Origin of the sequence: Trichocoleus sp. FACHB-6 (assembly GCF_014695815.1) — a bacterium.
GTDB lineage: Bacteria > Cyanobacteriota > Cyanobacteriia > Cyanobacteriales > FACHB-T130 > Funiculus > Funiculus sociatus.
On sequence record NZ_JACJOY010000037.1, the window covers coordinates 17,998 to 33,179 of the forward strand.

Consider the following 15,182-nt stretch of genomic DNA (forward strand, 5'->3'; position numbering starts at 1 on the left):
CCTTTTATCTGTGCCGCATGGGATGCGGGCGTTACTCTCTGTTTATAATTGTATACTTTGTTAAAGGTTTTCACCTTTGATGGATGCGAGTCCGTATTTAGTACCGATAATGTGCAAAAGCTTTATTCGCTTCTGCCATCCGGTGCGTTTCTTCCCGCTTACGAATGGCGTTCCCTGTTTCGTTAGCAGCATCCATTAACTCATTTGCCAGTTTGCCTGCCATTGTGCGGCCTGGACGAGAGCGGGAAAATTGAATCAGCCAGCGCAATGCTAAGGCTGTTCCTCTGTCAGCACGGACTTCCATTGGCACCTGGTATGTGGCACCGCCCACGCGACGCGCTTTTACTTCCACCAGAGGGGTGACATTGCGAACTGCTTTTTCAAAAGTTTCCAAAGCATCGCTACCTGTTCTTTCCTCAATGGTTTTCAGTGCGTCATAGATAATCCCTAAAGCTATGGATTTCTTGCCGCTTCTCATAATCCGCCGCACCATCATGCTGACCAGGCGGCTGTTATAAACTGGATCGGGGGGAACAGGACGCTTTTTAACTACGGTACGACGAGACATAGTAAGCCTTCAATGAATAAAATGCAGAATTTCTTAAATCCCAATGGACGCGCCTCTTGATGGGATTTTTTGTTTAACAAGCCTCTTTGTGGGTTCAGGAAAGTCTACTGTGGGAATTTCACATTGAGTAAAATTCGCCCATACATAACAGTTACGTCCTGTCCCCAGCGCGTTAATTTCTTTTTGCCTCGTTGCCAACAACGAAGCAATCTTTCCTGGATTCAGATATATTTTACTGGATTCACACCCCCTAGCTTTTGTTGGTATCTCTACCGCATCAGGTGTGACTCTACGCTTCTATAACATCTCTGATGCTTCTCATCGCACAGAATCCAGTTAAAACATACTTTATCCAACTCTACCATTATTGCCTGGGTTTCATCCCAGTTTTAGCACGAGAGAGGGATGTTCCCGCGACTAAGGAAAGTGCAATCGCACAACTGCGAACATTTTGGCTTTCCAAACACCGTAATGGTAGCTTTCGGCAAAGCTTACTTCTTCGCGCCAGCTTCTTTAGGCCGTTTAGTGCCGTACTTAGAACGACCTTGACGACGATCTTTTACTCCCGCCGTGTCTAGCGTTCCGCGAATAATGTGGTAACGAACTCCTGGCAAGTCCTTAACCCTTCCACCCCGAATCATTACCACGGAGTGTTCTTGCAAGTTATGACCGATTCCGGGGATATACGCCGTTACTTCAAAGCCTGAAGTCAGACGAACTCTTGCTACTTTCCGGAGAGCTGAGTTAGGTTTCTTTGGTGTCGTTGTGTATACTCTGGTGCAGACACCCCGACGCTGCGGACAGCTCTTGAGAGCTGGCGACTTAGTTTTCTTGTTTGTGCTTAGGCGCTCATTACGGATGAGCTGCTGGATTGTGGGCATGAGTTACGGGATTTACAGAGCCTTTAGTTGAACCGAATGCAGACAAATTCTGAGTTTAGCACCATTAGTAACTTTGTGTCAATTTGTGGAGTTTTCTACTTTATCTGTCGGTTGTCGTCGGCTCATTAGTTGAGAAAGAGTTACCGCAGCCACAGCTTTCTTTGGCTTTTGGGTTGTGGAAGCGAAACCCCCCACCCATAAGATCCTCTGAGTAATCCAGGGTGAGATCGTTGATGTAATTTAGGCTTTGCTCGTCCACCACTACTTGAATCCCATCGCAATCATATACGCGATCGCCTGGGGTCACAACTTCTTCAAATCCTAGCGTGTAGGACATTCTGGAACAACCACCACTTTGAACTCCCAAACGGAATTGGAGATTCTTGGAGTTGTGACGCTTAGATTGCAGACGCTTAATCTCGCTAGCTGCTGCCTTACTCAGATGAATCATAAACTAAGTTACTTTTATAGGGGCTACAACCAATGCTAGAGGCGGTTACGGCAATACTCGGCTATTTTTATGGATGAGAGCCTTGGAGAGCGGCGACAGAGCAAGGTTGTTCTGTTAATTTTGCTTTAAAATGCTTGTTTTTCATCATTTTAGTAGATAATGACTTCCAAGCGCAGGATTAACCTCGCTATCTTCATAAGACAAGCCAGAAATAGAACAATCGCCGCCGTAATTAACGCATCAAGTTGTTGTCATTCCCAAAAATTGATATGAATCCTGAACTTTCACGCTCCGACGATACGGCAGAAGCTGAAAACATCAAGCTTGAGGTAGAGGTAAACTCAGAAACCTTGGGAGAAAAAAGGCTATCGACAGAAAACTTTAATTCTCAATGGCAGCAGGTCGGGGAAAAAATTGCTGATTTTCTAGATAAGATGCCAAATTATATTGGCAACTTTTTCAAGTCATACAGCCGACCGCTAATTACAGTTGGGCTAATTTTTGCGTCTTTGATTACCTTAAAGCTGACGCTGGCTTTGCTGGATGCAATTGATGACTTGCCTTTGCTAGATTCGACTTTGAATCTGATTGGTCTAGGATACACAATTTGGTTCATTAACCGCTATTTACTCCGGGCTTCCAGCCGCCAAGAGCTATCTGAGGAAATTAACAGCTTTAAAGATCAATATTTAGGCAGAGGAAATTTAGACAGCTAACAGTCTCTTTGCTATCAATTCACGTTTTTGATGCAACATTTGAGATCCCCGAACCCCCCGATAAATTGGGGGGCTTTGAGGGGATTTGTGTGTAGCATATTAGGAAAATGGGATTAGAAAAGTGTACCAAAAGCGCAATCGCTCTTGGTAGCAATCTCGGTGACAGCCGCGCTATCCTCACAGCAGCTTTGGAAATTCTGGACGCAACTCCCGGAATTACCGTAATAGCACGGTCTAGTTGGTATCAAACTGTACCTATAGGGCCACCGCAACCAGATTACTTGAATGGTTGTGCATTGTTGGATGTCAAGCTGACGCCCCAGGAATTGTTAGAGACGCTGCTGAGAATTGAAGCGCAGTTTGGTCGCATCCGAAAAGAACGCTGGGGGGCAAGAACCCTTGACTTAGATATACTTCTATTTGATGATGTAATCTTAGATACGCCGACACTTGAGCTACCTCACCCTCGAATGGGGGAAAGAGCTTTTGTGCTGGTTCCTTTGGCGGAAATTGCGCCAGATTGGATAGAGCCAGTTTCGGGGAAAGCGATCGCGCAACTGGTTCAGGCTGTAGACTGTTCAGGAGTCCGCCGATTGTAATTTACTATGTCGCTGGGTCAAGAACCGCCAACAGTTTTACAACAACGCCTATTCTATAAAGGGCGTAAATTTAACTATGAAGTTACCCGCCTGCGCCTCCCCAATGGTGCTGAGGGTGAGTGGGAATGCGTTCGTCATCCGGGCGGAGCGCTTGCCGTGCCAGTCACGCCAGAGGGTAAACTGATACTATTGCGGCAATATCGCTTTGCAGTTCAGGGGCGACTTTTGGAGTTTCCGGCGGGAACAATAGAGCCGAATGAAGACCCGGCGGAGACGATTAAGCGGGAGATAGAAGAAGAAACCGGGTATCGCGCTCACAAATGGCAAAACTTGGGTAAGTTTTCCTTAGCGCCTGGTTATTCTGATGAGTTTATTTATGCTTTTTTAGCTCAAGATTTGGAACTGTTAGAAAAGCCTCCCCAGCAAGATGTCGATGAAGATATTGAAACCGTTTTGATGACTCCTGAAGAGTTTGAAAAAGCGATTTTGGCAGGCGAACCTGTAGATGCCAAATCGATTTCTAGTTTCTTTTTAGCTCGTCCGTTTTTGAAGTAAATAAAATAGGCTGAGCATCTTGCTTGCCCCAGAAAATATAATAAAATAGTTATAGAAAAGTGGCACATTTATTATATAGCAATTCTCTATTGGGTGCCATACATCTGTAGGGACATGGCAATGCCACGTTCCTAGAAATGTCGCGGGAAGGTAAGAATTTTGATATACTCCAACCAAGTGAAAAACGCTATAAAACAAAAAACTAATAAATTTGAATAATATAGGAACGATATTAGGAATTTTTGAAAGTCGGATTGAATCTAATAATAAGTAAAATAAATATATAAATAATTAACAGGGTATATTGCTGGAATAAGCGATTGGGAAAGTTAGAATGCGGCTTTAAATATTTATTTTGATAGAGATTTTGTGATGTTTTTTAACGCTTCAGATAGCAAAGTTACACACAAAAAAGATTGATTCTGTATGTTGCATAAGGAATAATTCGCAAGACTGATAACACGCACGTTACCAGCTTTTAAGCTGAAAGAATAAGCCTCTGAAATAAAAGATTTAATAAATGTCTGACCTGATTTTGTTTTGGCATCGTCGCGATTTACGCATTTCGGATAATATTGGACTGGCTGCGGCACGTAAGCGGAGTCAGAAAGTTGTAGGTGTTTTTTGCCTAGATCCGAATATTTTGGAAAGGGATGATGTGGCACCTGCAAGAATGGTATACATGATTGGCAGTTTGCAGTCACTTAAAGAGCGTTATCAGCAGGCTGGTAGCCAGTTGTTGATTCTGCACGATAATCCGACTCAAGCGATACCTGCTTTGGCTGCGGCTTTGAATGCTAAGGCAGTATTCTGGAATTGGGATGTGGAACCGTACTCGAAAGAACGCGATCGCATTGTCACTGAAACTCTCAAAACAAAGGGTATCGAAGTACAGAATAATTGGGATCAGTTATTACACTCACCAGAAGATATTTTCACAGGTTCAAATAAACCCTACACAGTTTACACTCCTTTCTGGAGAAACTGGAGCAGTAAACCCAAAACTGAGCCAGTAGAAGAACTCAAAGATGCTGAAAATTTAACCCCAGCCGAACAAGAAGCAGCGCATCAGTCTGGAGTGGTGGAATTGCCTACAGCAAAGGATTTGGGATTTGTCTGGGATAATGAATTGGTGACACAACCGGGGGAAGCTGCGGCGCAAGAAAAGCTGGAAGAATTTTGTGACTCTCATCTGGGCGAATACAAAGAACAGCGCAATTTTCCCGCAGTTCATGGAACATCTCAACTCAGTGCAGCCTTAAAATTTGGCGTTATTGGTATTCGCACAGTTTGGAAAGCTACGGAAACTGCTTTGGAGAACAGCCGCAGCGATGAAGAACAATCTAGCATCCGGGGATGGCAACAGGAACTGGCGTGGCGAGAATTTTATCAACACGCGATGTATTGGTTCCCAGAATTAGCAGAAGGTGCTTTTCGCGAACTTTTACAAAATTTCCCTTATGAAAACAACGAGGAAGATTTCCAAGCGTGGTGTGAGGGGAGAACTGGCTACCCGATTGTAGATGCAGCGATGCGGCAAATGAATGAAATTGGCTGGATGCACAACCGTTGTCGGATGATTGTCGCTAATTTTCTCACCAAAGACTTGCTCATCGATCCGCGTAAAGGTGAAAAATACTTTATGCAGAAGCTTTATGATTGGGATCTTTCGGCCAATAATGGTGGTTGGCAGTGGAGTGCTTCGAGTGGCATGGACCCGAAGCCAGTAAGAATTTTCAACCCAGCTACTCAAGCTCAGAAGTTCGATCCAGACGGTGATTATATCCGGGAATGGGTGCCAGAATTGCGCTCTGTAGATACAGAATATTTGGTTACTGGAAAGATTCCAGCTTTGGAGAGTGAAGCTGTTGGTTATCCTGCGCCAATTGTGGATCACAACAAGCGCCAACGCCAGTACAAGGAACGCTACCAACAGCAGAAAGAGCAGTTTGATAAGACATTAACTACGTAATACTGGCGTTGCATTCACATAGCGTAGGTGGGGTTAAACAACGAAGCCCAGCAAGGCTTATGTGTTGGGCTTCGTTCTAAGGGCTACATCCCAGTTTGGCAAAAATACCAGGACAAAAGGAAATCGCGGCTACGCCAACCCCCGCGCTATCACTAAAGCGAGGCTAACGCCAACGCGCAGGCTTCGCCAACAAGAAGAAAGGGGGCAGAAGTTGCTTCGCGTCTATTCAACCAAGTCCGCCTGCGCGGACTCAATTAGTCCTGGGTCGGTAAGCTTTGTCTGTGTAGCCAGAGACTGGAAGGCTATAGGCAATTTGCAAATACGGGATACTACCAGTTTCAAGTTCCCAAACTACTAAGTCTAAAAACTTGCGGCTTTCTGATTTTGTCGGCTTTAATTGGACAGAAACAAGCAATGAGTTTTGTCTGGAGAAATCTAACGTGTCTAAATTGTGCCGCGATCAAGCCAGAGAAGAATTAATCTTGATTATGGGTGCAGGTGCAGCAGCAGGTGTAATAGATATACCGTTTCTGTTCGCAGCTGGGATGACTTTTGCCGAGATAGCTGTTGTAAATCGAATTGCCAGAATTTATGACGTTGATGTTGTCGCCGCAGGCGGAGCATCTGCCTTAGCTGGTGCAGTTATGGTGGGAGGAGGGGCTGATGCGCTGTATAAAATAGCAGTCGAAGTGTCTTCTAATATACCCTTCATTTCCAAACTAATAAAGCCTGCACTCGGAGCCGGAGCAATTTGGAGTTTTGGGGAAGCAGCGATCGCATATTTTGAAACCCAGTATCCCAGTAAAGTGTACAGCTCCAACACCAATGAAGTTGAAATGAACTAGCACTAAAGGTTGAGCGAAATTTTTCTTCTTATCTTTCCTTGTCTTTTGCCTCTAAAGCGCGATCGCGCATGGCTTCGCTAACGCTAACGCTAACCCTAATGCGGTTCATTTTTCTTATCCTCTAACCTACATATCCAATCCCCCCAACCCCAAGGATAAATTGGGGGGCTAAACATATACCTAGTAAATATTTAGTGACATGGGATAAAACAACCCTAAGTTATCGGATTATAAAGTGGCACATCAGCACTAGGCAAACCATCTCAATCAAAAGCAGGATTGAGAAAACATAAACGTATTCTATGGGGTCTACTGATGCCTTCTCCACTTGACCGCCCCATTACCATTGAATTAACCGTAAAAGCTTCCCAGCCCGAATTATTAGAAGGACTGGATGTCTGGTTGTGCTTAGGCTTGATTTCTCAGGTTCAAGTCAAGCGGTTGTCTACAAAATACCTTTCCTGTCCCTTACCAGAACTGGAAATAACCACAGCGACACCTCAAGACACAGTATTTGCTAACCCTCCATTTCATGAAGAATCGTCGGATTTAGTTCTACAAACAACTCAGAAGAAACCCCCCAACATTTTAGAAGGGATGTTTCAGTCACTAGTGGCAGAATTAAGCGTCCGCTGGCTGCTGTTTTTAGGTGTGTTTATGGTCGTAGTATCCTCCGGGGTACTAGCCGCAAGTCAATGGCAGAGATTTCCCGCTGCGGGACAGTATGCGGTTTTGTTGGGTTATACCTCAATTTTCTGGGGAGTTAGTTTTTGGGCGCGTCAGCAGCCTAATTTGCAATTAACAGCGCAGACGTTACAAATTGTCACGTTGTTGCTGGTTCCTGTCAACTTTTGGGCGATGGATAGCTTCGGGTTGTGGCGCAATCCCGTGGATTGGATTGTGGTAGCGATCGCAACCATTACTCTCACATTTATTACCTTCCGGTTATTAAAAAATATCCCCCCAACTTCTGGTTTAGGACGCTTACAAAATTTACCTTTTTTAAATATTCTGGGACTGACTTACCTGCACTGGGGTTGGAAATTTGCAGAATTTCCCCTTATCGCCGTTTATGCAGGAATGGTGTTAACAACCATCGCTACCGTTTATCAAATTCGTTACCGAAAATACCCGCAATCTGAAAGCCTGGGTCTAGACGAACAAAGCCCGTCTGCGCGGGCTATAGAAGAAAATAATAAACCTGGATTCGGTATCAATTTACCAGCAGGATTAGTAATCTATGCCTTGTTGTTGCTGCTGTTCCGGGCAATTTTTGTTGTCGATATCCCAATTACACAATTAGGTTTAGCCGTTGGAATTTGTGGTTGGTTGGTAGCATGGTTATCGCAACAAATGCCGCAGCCAGCAAGAGAAAACCGGAAACAAGAAAATACCCAATTACCAATTACAGATTACCAATTTCCCTTAGAGAATATCGGCGGAGTTTTATTATTGCTAGGCTGGGTAGTTTCGTTAAGGACTGAGTTTCCTTGGCAAGCTACTGCTGTTAGCGGCTTAGGTTTATGGTTCTTTATCAGCCGCTTGCAACGGTTTGAAAAGCGTCAGGATTTGGCAGCAATTTTCGTAATTGGGTTACAGACAATTTGCTTACTTTGGCTATTAGTACCCGCTTCAGTACAAGGGTGGGCGATCGCAACTGGTACTCAACTCACTGGTTCTCAAAACTCTCCGTCGGCGTTGTTGAGTCTGGCTTGGTTTCCCTACTTGATTTTGATGGTAGCAGTGAGCGATCGCTTATATCGAATGAACAAACCCGATTTAGCCCTTTTTGGTGAACAGTTAGCACTCAGTTTTGGGGCTTTACTAACTCTGCTTAGTTTGGCAAATCCAACATTGCGATCGCTAAATCTACTGTTATCCACCATAACTCTCTTGGCTGTAACCCAACGCCGTTCCATCAAAGTTAGTTTAGTTTATCTAACACATATTATCGGCTTGCTGACATTTTGCTCTTTCATTGACCGCTTTTTTCCCTCTTTAAGTCAAGAAATCTGGGCAAGCATTTTGTTAACTGTGATGGTAGCAGAATGGACGTTTAGCATTTTAGCTTCACACTCAACATTTTGGCAGCGCAGCGCATGGCACCTTGGGTTAGGACTTGCGGCAATAAGCTATCAATTACTGGTGCCCAATACTTATTTATCCTGGGATAGCGACATCATTAGCCGCCAGCAATGGAACATTATCTGGTTAGTTACACCCCTAGCTTTAACTGGAGTTGCCAAGCAGACTACTCAACCACAAAGACAATTAGCTAGTTGGCTGAGTGTGACAGCTTTGGGAATGGCACAAATCCTAACCTTCACTTTACCAGGAGCCAGATTAATTAGCTTAGGCGTGGCAACTGGCTTGATGTTAGTAAATACGCGCTATTTGCGGCACCAAGCAGCAGCAATAATTACGGTCGGGTTTGGCTTAAGTTTCGCCACAATGCTGCTATGGGAAGGCGTACCAGGAATAGCGCGACTCTCAGCACCCGGTTGGCTAGTTGTGGGAGCGATGGCATTCCTTAGTTTATGGCTCTCTAGCAGCTGGTTGAAGCGCCGTCACGGGACTTTAGCCGCCCTTTACGCAAAATCTGCTGATAGTTGGGCGATCGCGCTGTGTAGCCTAGAAATGGTTTCGTTGACAGTTCACTCACTGTATGTTTACTGGGCGCTGGTTTCCCCATCTGTGAGTGTTCTAGTTGCCGTTGTTTTGACAATGGGCGCGATCGTTTATCGCAGTTACTTACAACCCAACAACTGGGCATTTTACGCACTGGGGTGGTGTCTGGAATTGTTAACTGCCGAGGCGTTGGGCTTTGTCGGGCGTTCGGTGATTAATTTAGCGATCGCCAACGTTGCTTTAGGTTTAATGACTCAGCTTTTAGGAGAAATTTGGCGACGGCGATCGCGACTGGAAATCCCCAGTAGCTGGCACATTTTGCCGCTATTGTACGGCGTACTGGGTGCCGTGTTACGCTGGGATACCTTTACCAGTTGGACAGGGTTATCTACACTAGCGATCGCCTTAATTGTCATTAGCGTAGGGCGACGGAAGCAAGAATTCAAACCCCTAGTCTACTTAGGATTACTTGGAGTATCAATTTCTGCATACGAACTCCTCTTCTATCAACTCCTACAAGCATCAGGAGGAGGCTTGGGCGATGGCTTGATTGCCATGTCCGCCCTCGGCACCAGCATCATGTATGCTTATCGTGTCCTCTCCCCGTTGCTGATAAATTACTTACGCCTTACCGCCCAAGAACTGAAAGTTGTATCACATCTGCACTGGGCTTGGAGTAGCGCCTTATTATTATCAGCCATTGCTACTCCCATTGAAATTAACCGCCTTCTAGGATTAGGCATTGGCTTATTTTTGATCAGGTATGCCATCTATCAGGGTAAGCGATCGCCCCTAGATCCCCCCTTACCAACTGTGGCTGGGCGGATCAGCACAGCAGAAACCTGGGTTTATTTGGGTTTATTACAAATCGCTGGTATCCGAATCTTTTGGATTTATACAGCCATCGGACAGCTATGGGCAGGGACATTACTTCCCTGGAAAGCCCCAATATCCTGCATTTGGGCTTATCTTCTCTACGCTTTACCTTGGGAAAGGTGGGGATGGCCCAAACGACCCTGGCAGCAAGCCGCATACATCCTACCCCTAATTATGCTCTGGGAAAGCAGATTAGACATTCCCCCAATTGGCTTACTAATCGTAGCCGCGTTTTATGTCTTACTCGCAAAGCTAACAAAGCAAATCCGGTTTACCTATCTGACTGCGGCATTACTTGATTGGGCTATTTTCCGGTGGTTTTTCGACCTACGACTCACCGATGCCCTCTGGTACATCACACCAATCGGATTATCCCTGCTTTATATTGCCCAAATCGATCCCAACCTGAAGTTGCCAACTCAAAGCCAAACTCGCCACAACCTCCGGTTACTCGGTACTGGCGTAATTTGTGTGGCGGCATTTTTGCTACATCAAAAAACAGGCATACAGCCCGGAATTTTGAGTATAATTGCCATCTTTGCAGGATTGGCTTTAAGAGTGCGGGCTTTTCTTTACGTCGGTACAGCAACTTTTTTACTGACTGTTTTTTACCAGTTGGTCATTTTTATCTTCGACTATCCTTTCTTTAAATGGGTTATAGGCTTGCTAGTCGGCATTGCTTTTATCTCAATTGCTGCTAACTTTGAAACCCGTCGCGTTCAGCTAAGTTCTCTACTACGAAACTGGCTGGCAGAACTAGAACAATGGCAATAGTTGCAACTCATTGCTGATAGTTGATGGTTCCAATACGGTTCACTGTGAGCTAAACATCCCCAAGTGAGCGTAGTAGTGCGACAAGCCTAATTTGTTGGGTAAAGCAATGCCTATAATTTTGGAAAATTTTGATTTGGCGGATTTTATCAACCCAGCATTTTAGCCTAGAAGCGCTACTACTTATAAGCTTTAGCTTTAAGCCGGAAATTTATTTCCTCTTCTGCTGGCGTCAGTGCCATTAAACCATGAACCATTGGTAATTGCGTGGCATAATGGAGTGCATTTGCTTGACTTATACGATTTCAACTTTAGATTTATCCGTTTCAGGAGTTAAATCGTCACTGAGAACAAGCGGCTGGATTGAGGCGCTGCCCCTTGCAGGGCGGGCGTAAAGCCTGCAATACCAGCAATAGTGAAAAAAGTTCAATCTTCAGGAGCGAGAGGCTATAGTGAAGGTTTTGGTGGTGGGCAATGGGGCTAGAGAACACGCCCTCGCATGGAAACTGCTGCAATCCCAAAGTATTCGGCAGGTGGTGTGTATTCCCGGTAACGGCGCTACAGCGGCTCTGGAGCGTTGCCAGAATCTCGCCTTGAGTGTTGATGATTTTGAGGGAATAGGACGATTTGCCCAGGTTCACAACATCTCTCTGGTGGTTGTGGGGCCAGAAGTGCCGCTGGCTTTAGGAATTACAAATTACCTCCAAAGCCAACACGTCAAAGTGTTTGGTCCTACGAAAGAGGGAGCGCAAATTGAAGCGAGTAAGTCTTGGGCAAAGGCTTTGATGGACGAAGCGGGCATCCCGACGGCGAGATCGGCTGTTTTTACTGAGTTAGAGGCGGCAAAAGCTTATGTGACAGAACAGGGTGCGCCGATTGTTGTCAAGGCAGATGGGTTGGCAGCTGGCAAGGGTGTCACAGTTGCCGCAAGTGTTGAGGAGGCACTAGCGGCAATTCAGGATTTATTCCAGAGTAAGGTGAAGACCGTTGTGATTGAAGAGTGTTTGACGGGGCAGGAAGTCTCCGTTTTAGCTCTCACGGATGGCTTGACGATTCGTCCGTTGCTCCCAGCTCAGGATCATAAACGGATTGGCGAGGGCGATACTGGGGCCAATACAGGCGGTATGGGAGCTTATTGTCCAGCTCCGATTATGACACCAGAGCTATCCAAACGAGTACATCAGGAAATTTTGGAGCCAACAATCGCAGCGTTGAAAACAAGGGGCATTGATTACCGAGGTGTTCTCTATGCTGGGTTGATGATTACCCCCGAAGGCGATCCAAAAGTTCTGGAATTCAACTGTCGCTTTGGCGATCCCGAAACTCAGGCGATCCTGCCTTTGTTAGAAACACCCCTAGAAGACTTGCTGGTTGCCTGTAGCCAACGGAAATTGGCTCAGCAGCCGCCGATTGTCTGGAAATCTGGAGTCGCTGCCTGCGTCGTCGTGGCGGCGGGTGGTTATCCCGAAACCTATAAAAAAGGTCAGGAAATTACTGGCATTGAGCAAGCTGAGGCAATGGGAGCCACTGTATTCCATGCTGGTACGAGTAGGCGACAGCAACAGGTGGTGACAGATGGCGGTAGGGTGTTGGGCGTGACGGCAGTTGGGGAGAATTTTGATAATGCGATCGCTTTAGCCTACGCCGCTATCAATTGCATTCAGTTTGAGGGGATGTACTATCGCCGCGATATAGGCTATCGCGTCACTACAGCCAGCTCGACCAGGGAATAAAACCTAGAAGCTAGGGGAAGCGTGTAGAATTGTTTGTAACTACCACACAGACGGGAAATTCCGCCTCTGTTTCTCCTTGTCTCAAGTCAATAAGGCTCGGATAGGTAGAGTAAAACAAAAAAATAAAAAGGCAAAATTAAAAATTCTAGAAAAATTTTTAATTTTCGATTTTAAATTCATCTAGCCCCTAGCCCTACCTTGCTGGCTCTACTGAAAACCATTCGAGAAATTCTAGCTCATTGGTGGTCGGAGTTTACCCTCCAGACCCGTCTGATGGCGGCTGCTACCTTAGTCGTCTCCTTGGTGATGAGTGGTCTGACCTTCTGGGCAGTGAATACGATTCAGCAGGATGCCCGACTCAATGACACTCGCTTCGGGCGCGACTTGGGTCTGTTGCTGGCGGCTAATGTCACGCCTCAGATTGCAGAAAACAATCTAACTGAGGTGGCTCGCTTTTCCCACCGCTTCTATAGCAGCACCTCCAGCGTCCGTTATATGATCTACGCTGACGCAGATGGCAAAATCTATTTTGGCATTCCTTTCTCTGAATCTGAGGTACAAAATTCCCTCACCATTCAGCGACGGATTCAACTCCCAGAGGATTATGCCGATAATTCCGAGTTGCCAATGGTGCGGCAGCACATAACTCCCGATGGGGAAGTCACAGATGTTTTCGTTCCCTTGATGCACGACGGCAAACACTTGGGCGTTTTGGCAATTGGCATTAACGCCAATCCTACAGTGGTTGCCTCTTCCCATCTGACCAGGGATGTGACGATTGCGGTTTTCATTTCCATCTGGGTGATGGTGATTTTAGGCGCTGTTATTAACGCCCTGACAATTACTCAGCCAATTAGAGAACTTCTTGTCGGGGTAAAAAATATTGCCGCTGGTAACTTCAAGCAGCGAATCGACTTGCCGCAGGGAGGCGAACTCAAAGAACTGATTTACAGTTTCAACGAGATGGCAGAGCGGCTAGAGCGTTATGAAGAGCAAAATATCGAGGAGCTAACGGCTGAAAAAGCCAAGTTAGAGACGTTGGTTTCTACTATCGCAGATGGAGCGGTGCTGCTAGATACCAATTTTCACGCGATATTAGTCAACTCGACGGCGCGACGCATTTTTGGTTGGGATGGCGTTAATGTAGTGGGAAGTAACGTTCTGCATTACCTCCCAGCACCTGTACAAGTGGAGCTGACGCGACCGCTGTATCAAATCGCTGCTGGCGAATGCGATAGCGCCGAGTTTCGGGTGACGCTGTGCCAACCCGCAGACCGCACGGTTCGGATTCTCCTGACAACGGTTCTCGACCAGTATCGGGAGAGCATCAAGGGAATTGCGATGACGGTGCAGGATATTACTCGCGAGGTAGAACTGAACGAGGCAAAAAGCCAGTTTATTAGTAATGTCTCTCACGAATTGAGAACGCCTCTTTTCAACATCAAATCTTTTATTGAAACCCTCCACGAATACGGTGAAGATTTAAGTCACGAGGAGCGGCGGGAGTTCTTAGATACTGCCAATCGGGAAACAGACCGCCTGACTCGTCTGGTAAATGATGTCCTGGATTTATCGCGGCTGGAATCACACAAGCGCTATCACTTTGATGCAGTAGACATTGCCCAAGCTGTGGAGCAAACGCTGCGTACTTACCAGTTGAATGCACGCGATAAAGAAATTGAACTGCTGCAAGAGATTCAAAAAGATTTGCCGCCTGTGTTGGGCAATTACGATTTGTTGCTGCAAATATTTGCCAATTTGGTCGGCAATGGGCTGAAGTTTACTCAGCCAGGGGGACGGGTGGCAATTCGCGCCTACCTGCTGGAGCCAAGAATCACCAAAAGCGCGATCGCTTCCTCACATTCTCAAAATCGCCCCCAATTAGTGCGGATTGAAGTCTCTGATACGGGAATTGGTATTGATCAAGAAGACCAACAGGCAATCTTCGATCGGTTTTTCCGGGTGGAAAATCGGGTTCATACCCTCGAAGGCACTGGTCTGGGACTTTCTATTGTCAGAAATATCATTGAAAAGCATCACACCACTGTCCACTTGGTGAGTGAAGTTGGCGTAGGTACAACTTTTTGGTTTGATTTAGCTGTTTTTAAAGAAGCGACAACAGTTGAGGGCTTGCAACTAATGGAAGGAACACAGGAGATAGAAACTACCGTGACTGCTGAAGTTGTCTAGCGTCCCCTGGTGGCATAGAAGGCTACCAATAAACTCACACCAATCAGACCTGAGAACATAAGCAAACCCTGGTTGCGTTGGCACCAAAGCTGAAGCGAGTGCCGCCAGCCGAGTCCATAGCGCTTTGTGGTCGTTTTGTCAAATTGTTGAGAGCGATCGCTATAAAGCGTACACTCTTTTGCATAAGGGCGCTTGGCAAAGGTACAAGTATCGTCTTCGTGGTAAGTGCAGGTGTCGCACAGATACTCTTCCCCAGTCGCTCGGTGTAAGGGTATGCCAGGATGACCGTAGGCTTTCAGCTCACAGCGACAATAGGGACAGGTAGTTGCTTCAGCTTTAATTAGTTGATGGCACTTGGGACAAGTCGGCATTTATCGCAACAAAGTTATTTTTAATC

General features: G+C 46.0%; 12 protein-coding genes. 8 read left to right on the top strand and 4 right to left on the bottom strand.

The features are described 5' to 3' along the window. Positions 1 to 97: 97 nt before the first annotated feature. The 3 genes from rpsG to H6F66_RS07460 all read right to left on the bottom strand — a co-directional run bounded on the left by rpsG (position 98) and on the right by H6F66_RS07460 (position 1,900). On the bottom strand, positions 98 to 568 hold the full coding sequence (rpsG, locus tag H6F66_RS07450; RefSeq protein WP_190419786.1) for a 30S ribosomal protein S7: 471 nt from the start codon (positions 566 to 568) through the stop codon (positions 98 to 100). Positions 569 to 1,059: 491 nt separating this feature from the next. After that, positions 1,060 to 1,449 (bottom strand): 30S ribosomal protein S12, encoded by a 390-nt coding sequence (gene rpsL / locus H6F66_RS07455; RefSeq protein WP_190419788.1) that lies wholly within the window; start codon positions 1,447 to 1,449, stop codon positions 1,060 to 1,062. A gap of 100 nt (positions 1,450 to 1,549) precedes the next feature. Beyond that, positions 1,550 to 1,900, bottom strand: a complete 351-nt coding sequence (locus H6F66_RS07460; RefSeq protein WP_190419790.1) for an iron-sulfur cluster assembly accessory protein — start codon at positions 1,898 to 1,900, stop codon at positions 1,550 to 1,552. Between the two features lie 269 nt (positions 1,901 to 2,169). Between H6F66_RS07460 and H6F66_RS07465 the strand changes: the two genes are divergently transcribed. The 8 genes from H6F66_RS07465 to nblS all read left to right on the top strand — a co-directional run bounded on the left by H6F66_RS07465 (position 2,170) and on the right by nblS (position 14,785). Beyond that, on the top strand, positions 2,170 to 2,616 hold the full coding sequence (locus tag H6F66_RS07465; RefSeq protein WP_190419792.1) for a CAAD domain-containing protein: 447 nt from the start codon (positions 2,170 to 2,172) through the stop codon (positions 2,614 to 2,616). A gap of 107 nt (positions 2,617 to 2,723) precedes the next feature. Then, positions 2,724 to 3,215: a 2-amino-4-hydroxy-6-hydroxymethyldihydropteridine diphosphokinase gene (folK, locus tag H6F66_RS07470; protein WP_190419794.1), complete on the top strand. Its 492-nt coding sequence runs from the start codon at positions 2,724 to 2,726 to the stop codon at positions 3,213 to 3,215. 6 nt (positions 3,216 to 3,221) lie between these two features. Further along, positions 3,222 to 3,770 carry an NUDIX hydrolase gene (locus H6F66_RS07475; protein WP_190419796.1) on the top strand — a complete coding sequence of 183 codons (549 nt, stop codon included), beginning with the start codon at positions 3,222 to 3,224 and terminating at the stop codon, positions 3,768 to 3,770. Between the two features lie 520 nt (positions 3,771 to 4,290). Beyond that, positions 4,291 to 5,742 (top strand): deoxyribodipyrimidine photo-lyase, encoded by a 1,452-nt coding sequence (locus H6F66_RS07480; protein WP_190419799.1) that lies wholly within the window; start codon positions 4,291 to 4,293, stop codon positions 5,740 to 5,742. Between the two features lie 440 nt (positions 5,743 to 6,182). Then, positions 6,183 to 6,587, top strand: coding sequence for a hypothetical protein (locus tag H6F66_RS07485; protein WP_190419802.1), 405 nt, complete (start codon positions 6,183 to 6,185; stop codon positions 6,585 to 6,587). 315 nt (positions 6,588 to 6,902) lie between these two features. Next, positions 6,903 to 10,865: a DUF2157 domain-containing protein gene (locus tag H6F66_RS07490; protein ID WP_190419804.1), complete on the top strand. Its 3,963-nt coding sequence runs from the start codon at positions 6,903 to 6,905 to the stop codon at positions 10,863 to 10,865. A 449-nt stretch (positions 10,866 to 11,314) separates the two neighbouring features. Next, on the top strand, positions 11,315 to 12,595 hold the full coding sequence (purD, locus tag H6F66_RS07495) for a phosphoribosylamine--glycine ligase (protein WP_190419806.1): 1,281 nt from the start codon (positions 11,315 to 11,317) through the stop codon (positions 12,593 to 12,595). Positions 12,596 to 12,793: 198 nt separating this feature from the next. Beyond that, complete coding sequence (gene nblS / locus H6F66_RS07500) at positions 12,794 to 14,785, top strand: two-component system sensor histidine kinase NblS (RefSeq protein WP_190419808.1); 1,992 nt, start codon at positions 12,794 to 12,796, stop codon at positions 14,783 to 14,785. On the opposite strand, the gene H6F66_RS07505 is transcribed toward nblS, so the two are convergent. Further along, the gene (locus tag H6F66_RS07505; RefSeq protein WP_190419810.1) at positions 14,782 to 15,156 is read right to left on the bottom strand and encodes a zinc ribbon domain-containing protein; all 375 of its coding nucleotides are present in this window, start codon (positions 15,154 to 15,156) and stop codon (positions 14,782 to 14,784) included. The genes nblS and H6F66_RS07505 overlap by 4 nt on opposite strands. Between the last annotated feature and the right edge of the window lie 26 nt (positions 15,157 to 15,182).

Excerpts from the sequence above, each read along its gene's own strand:
- H6F66_RS07490 (WP_190419804.1), top strand. The coding sequence starts at position 6,903 with ATGCCTTCTCCACTTGACCGCCCCATTACCATTGAATTAACCGTAAAA.
- H6F66_RS07460 (WP_190419790.1), bottom strand. The coding sequence starts at position 1,900 with ATGATTCATCTGAGTAAGGCAGCAGCTAGCGAGATTAAGCGTCTGCAA.
- rpsG (WP_190419786.1), bottom strand. The coding sequence starts at position 568 with ATGTCTCGTCGTACCGTAGTTAAAAAGCGTCCTGTTCCCCCCGATCCA.
- folK (WP_190419794.1), top strand. The coding sequence starts at position 2,724 with ATGGGATTAGAAAAGTGTACCAAAAGCGCAATCGCTCTTGGTAGCAAT.
- rpsL (WP_190419788.1), bottom strand. The coding sequence starts at position 1,449 with ATGCCCACAATCCAGCAGCTCATCCGTAATGAGCGCCTAAGCACAAAC.
- H6F66_RS07475 (WP_190419796.1), top strand. The coding sequence starts at position 3,222 with ATGTCGCTGGGTCAAGAACCGCCAACAGTTTTACAACAACGCCTATTC.
- H6F66_RS07480 (WP_190419799.1), top strand. The coding sequence starts at position 4,291 with ATGTCTGACCTGATTTTGTTTTGGCATCGTCGCGATTTACGCATTTCG.
- H6F66_RS07505 (WP_190419810.1), bottom strand. The coding sequence starts at position 15,156 with ATGCCGACTTGTCCCAAGTGCCATCAACTAATTAAAGCTGAAGCAACT.
- H6F66_RS07465 (WP_190419792.1), top strand. The coding sequence starts at position 2,170 with ATGAATCCTGAACTTTCACGCTCCGACGATACGGCAGAAGCTGAAAAC.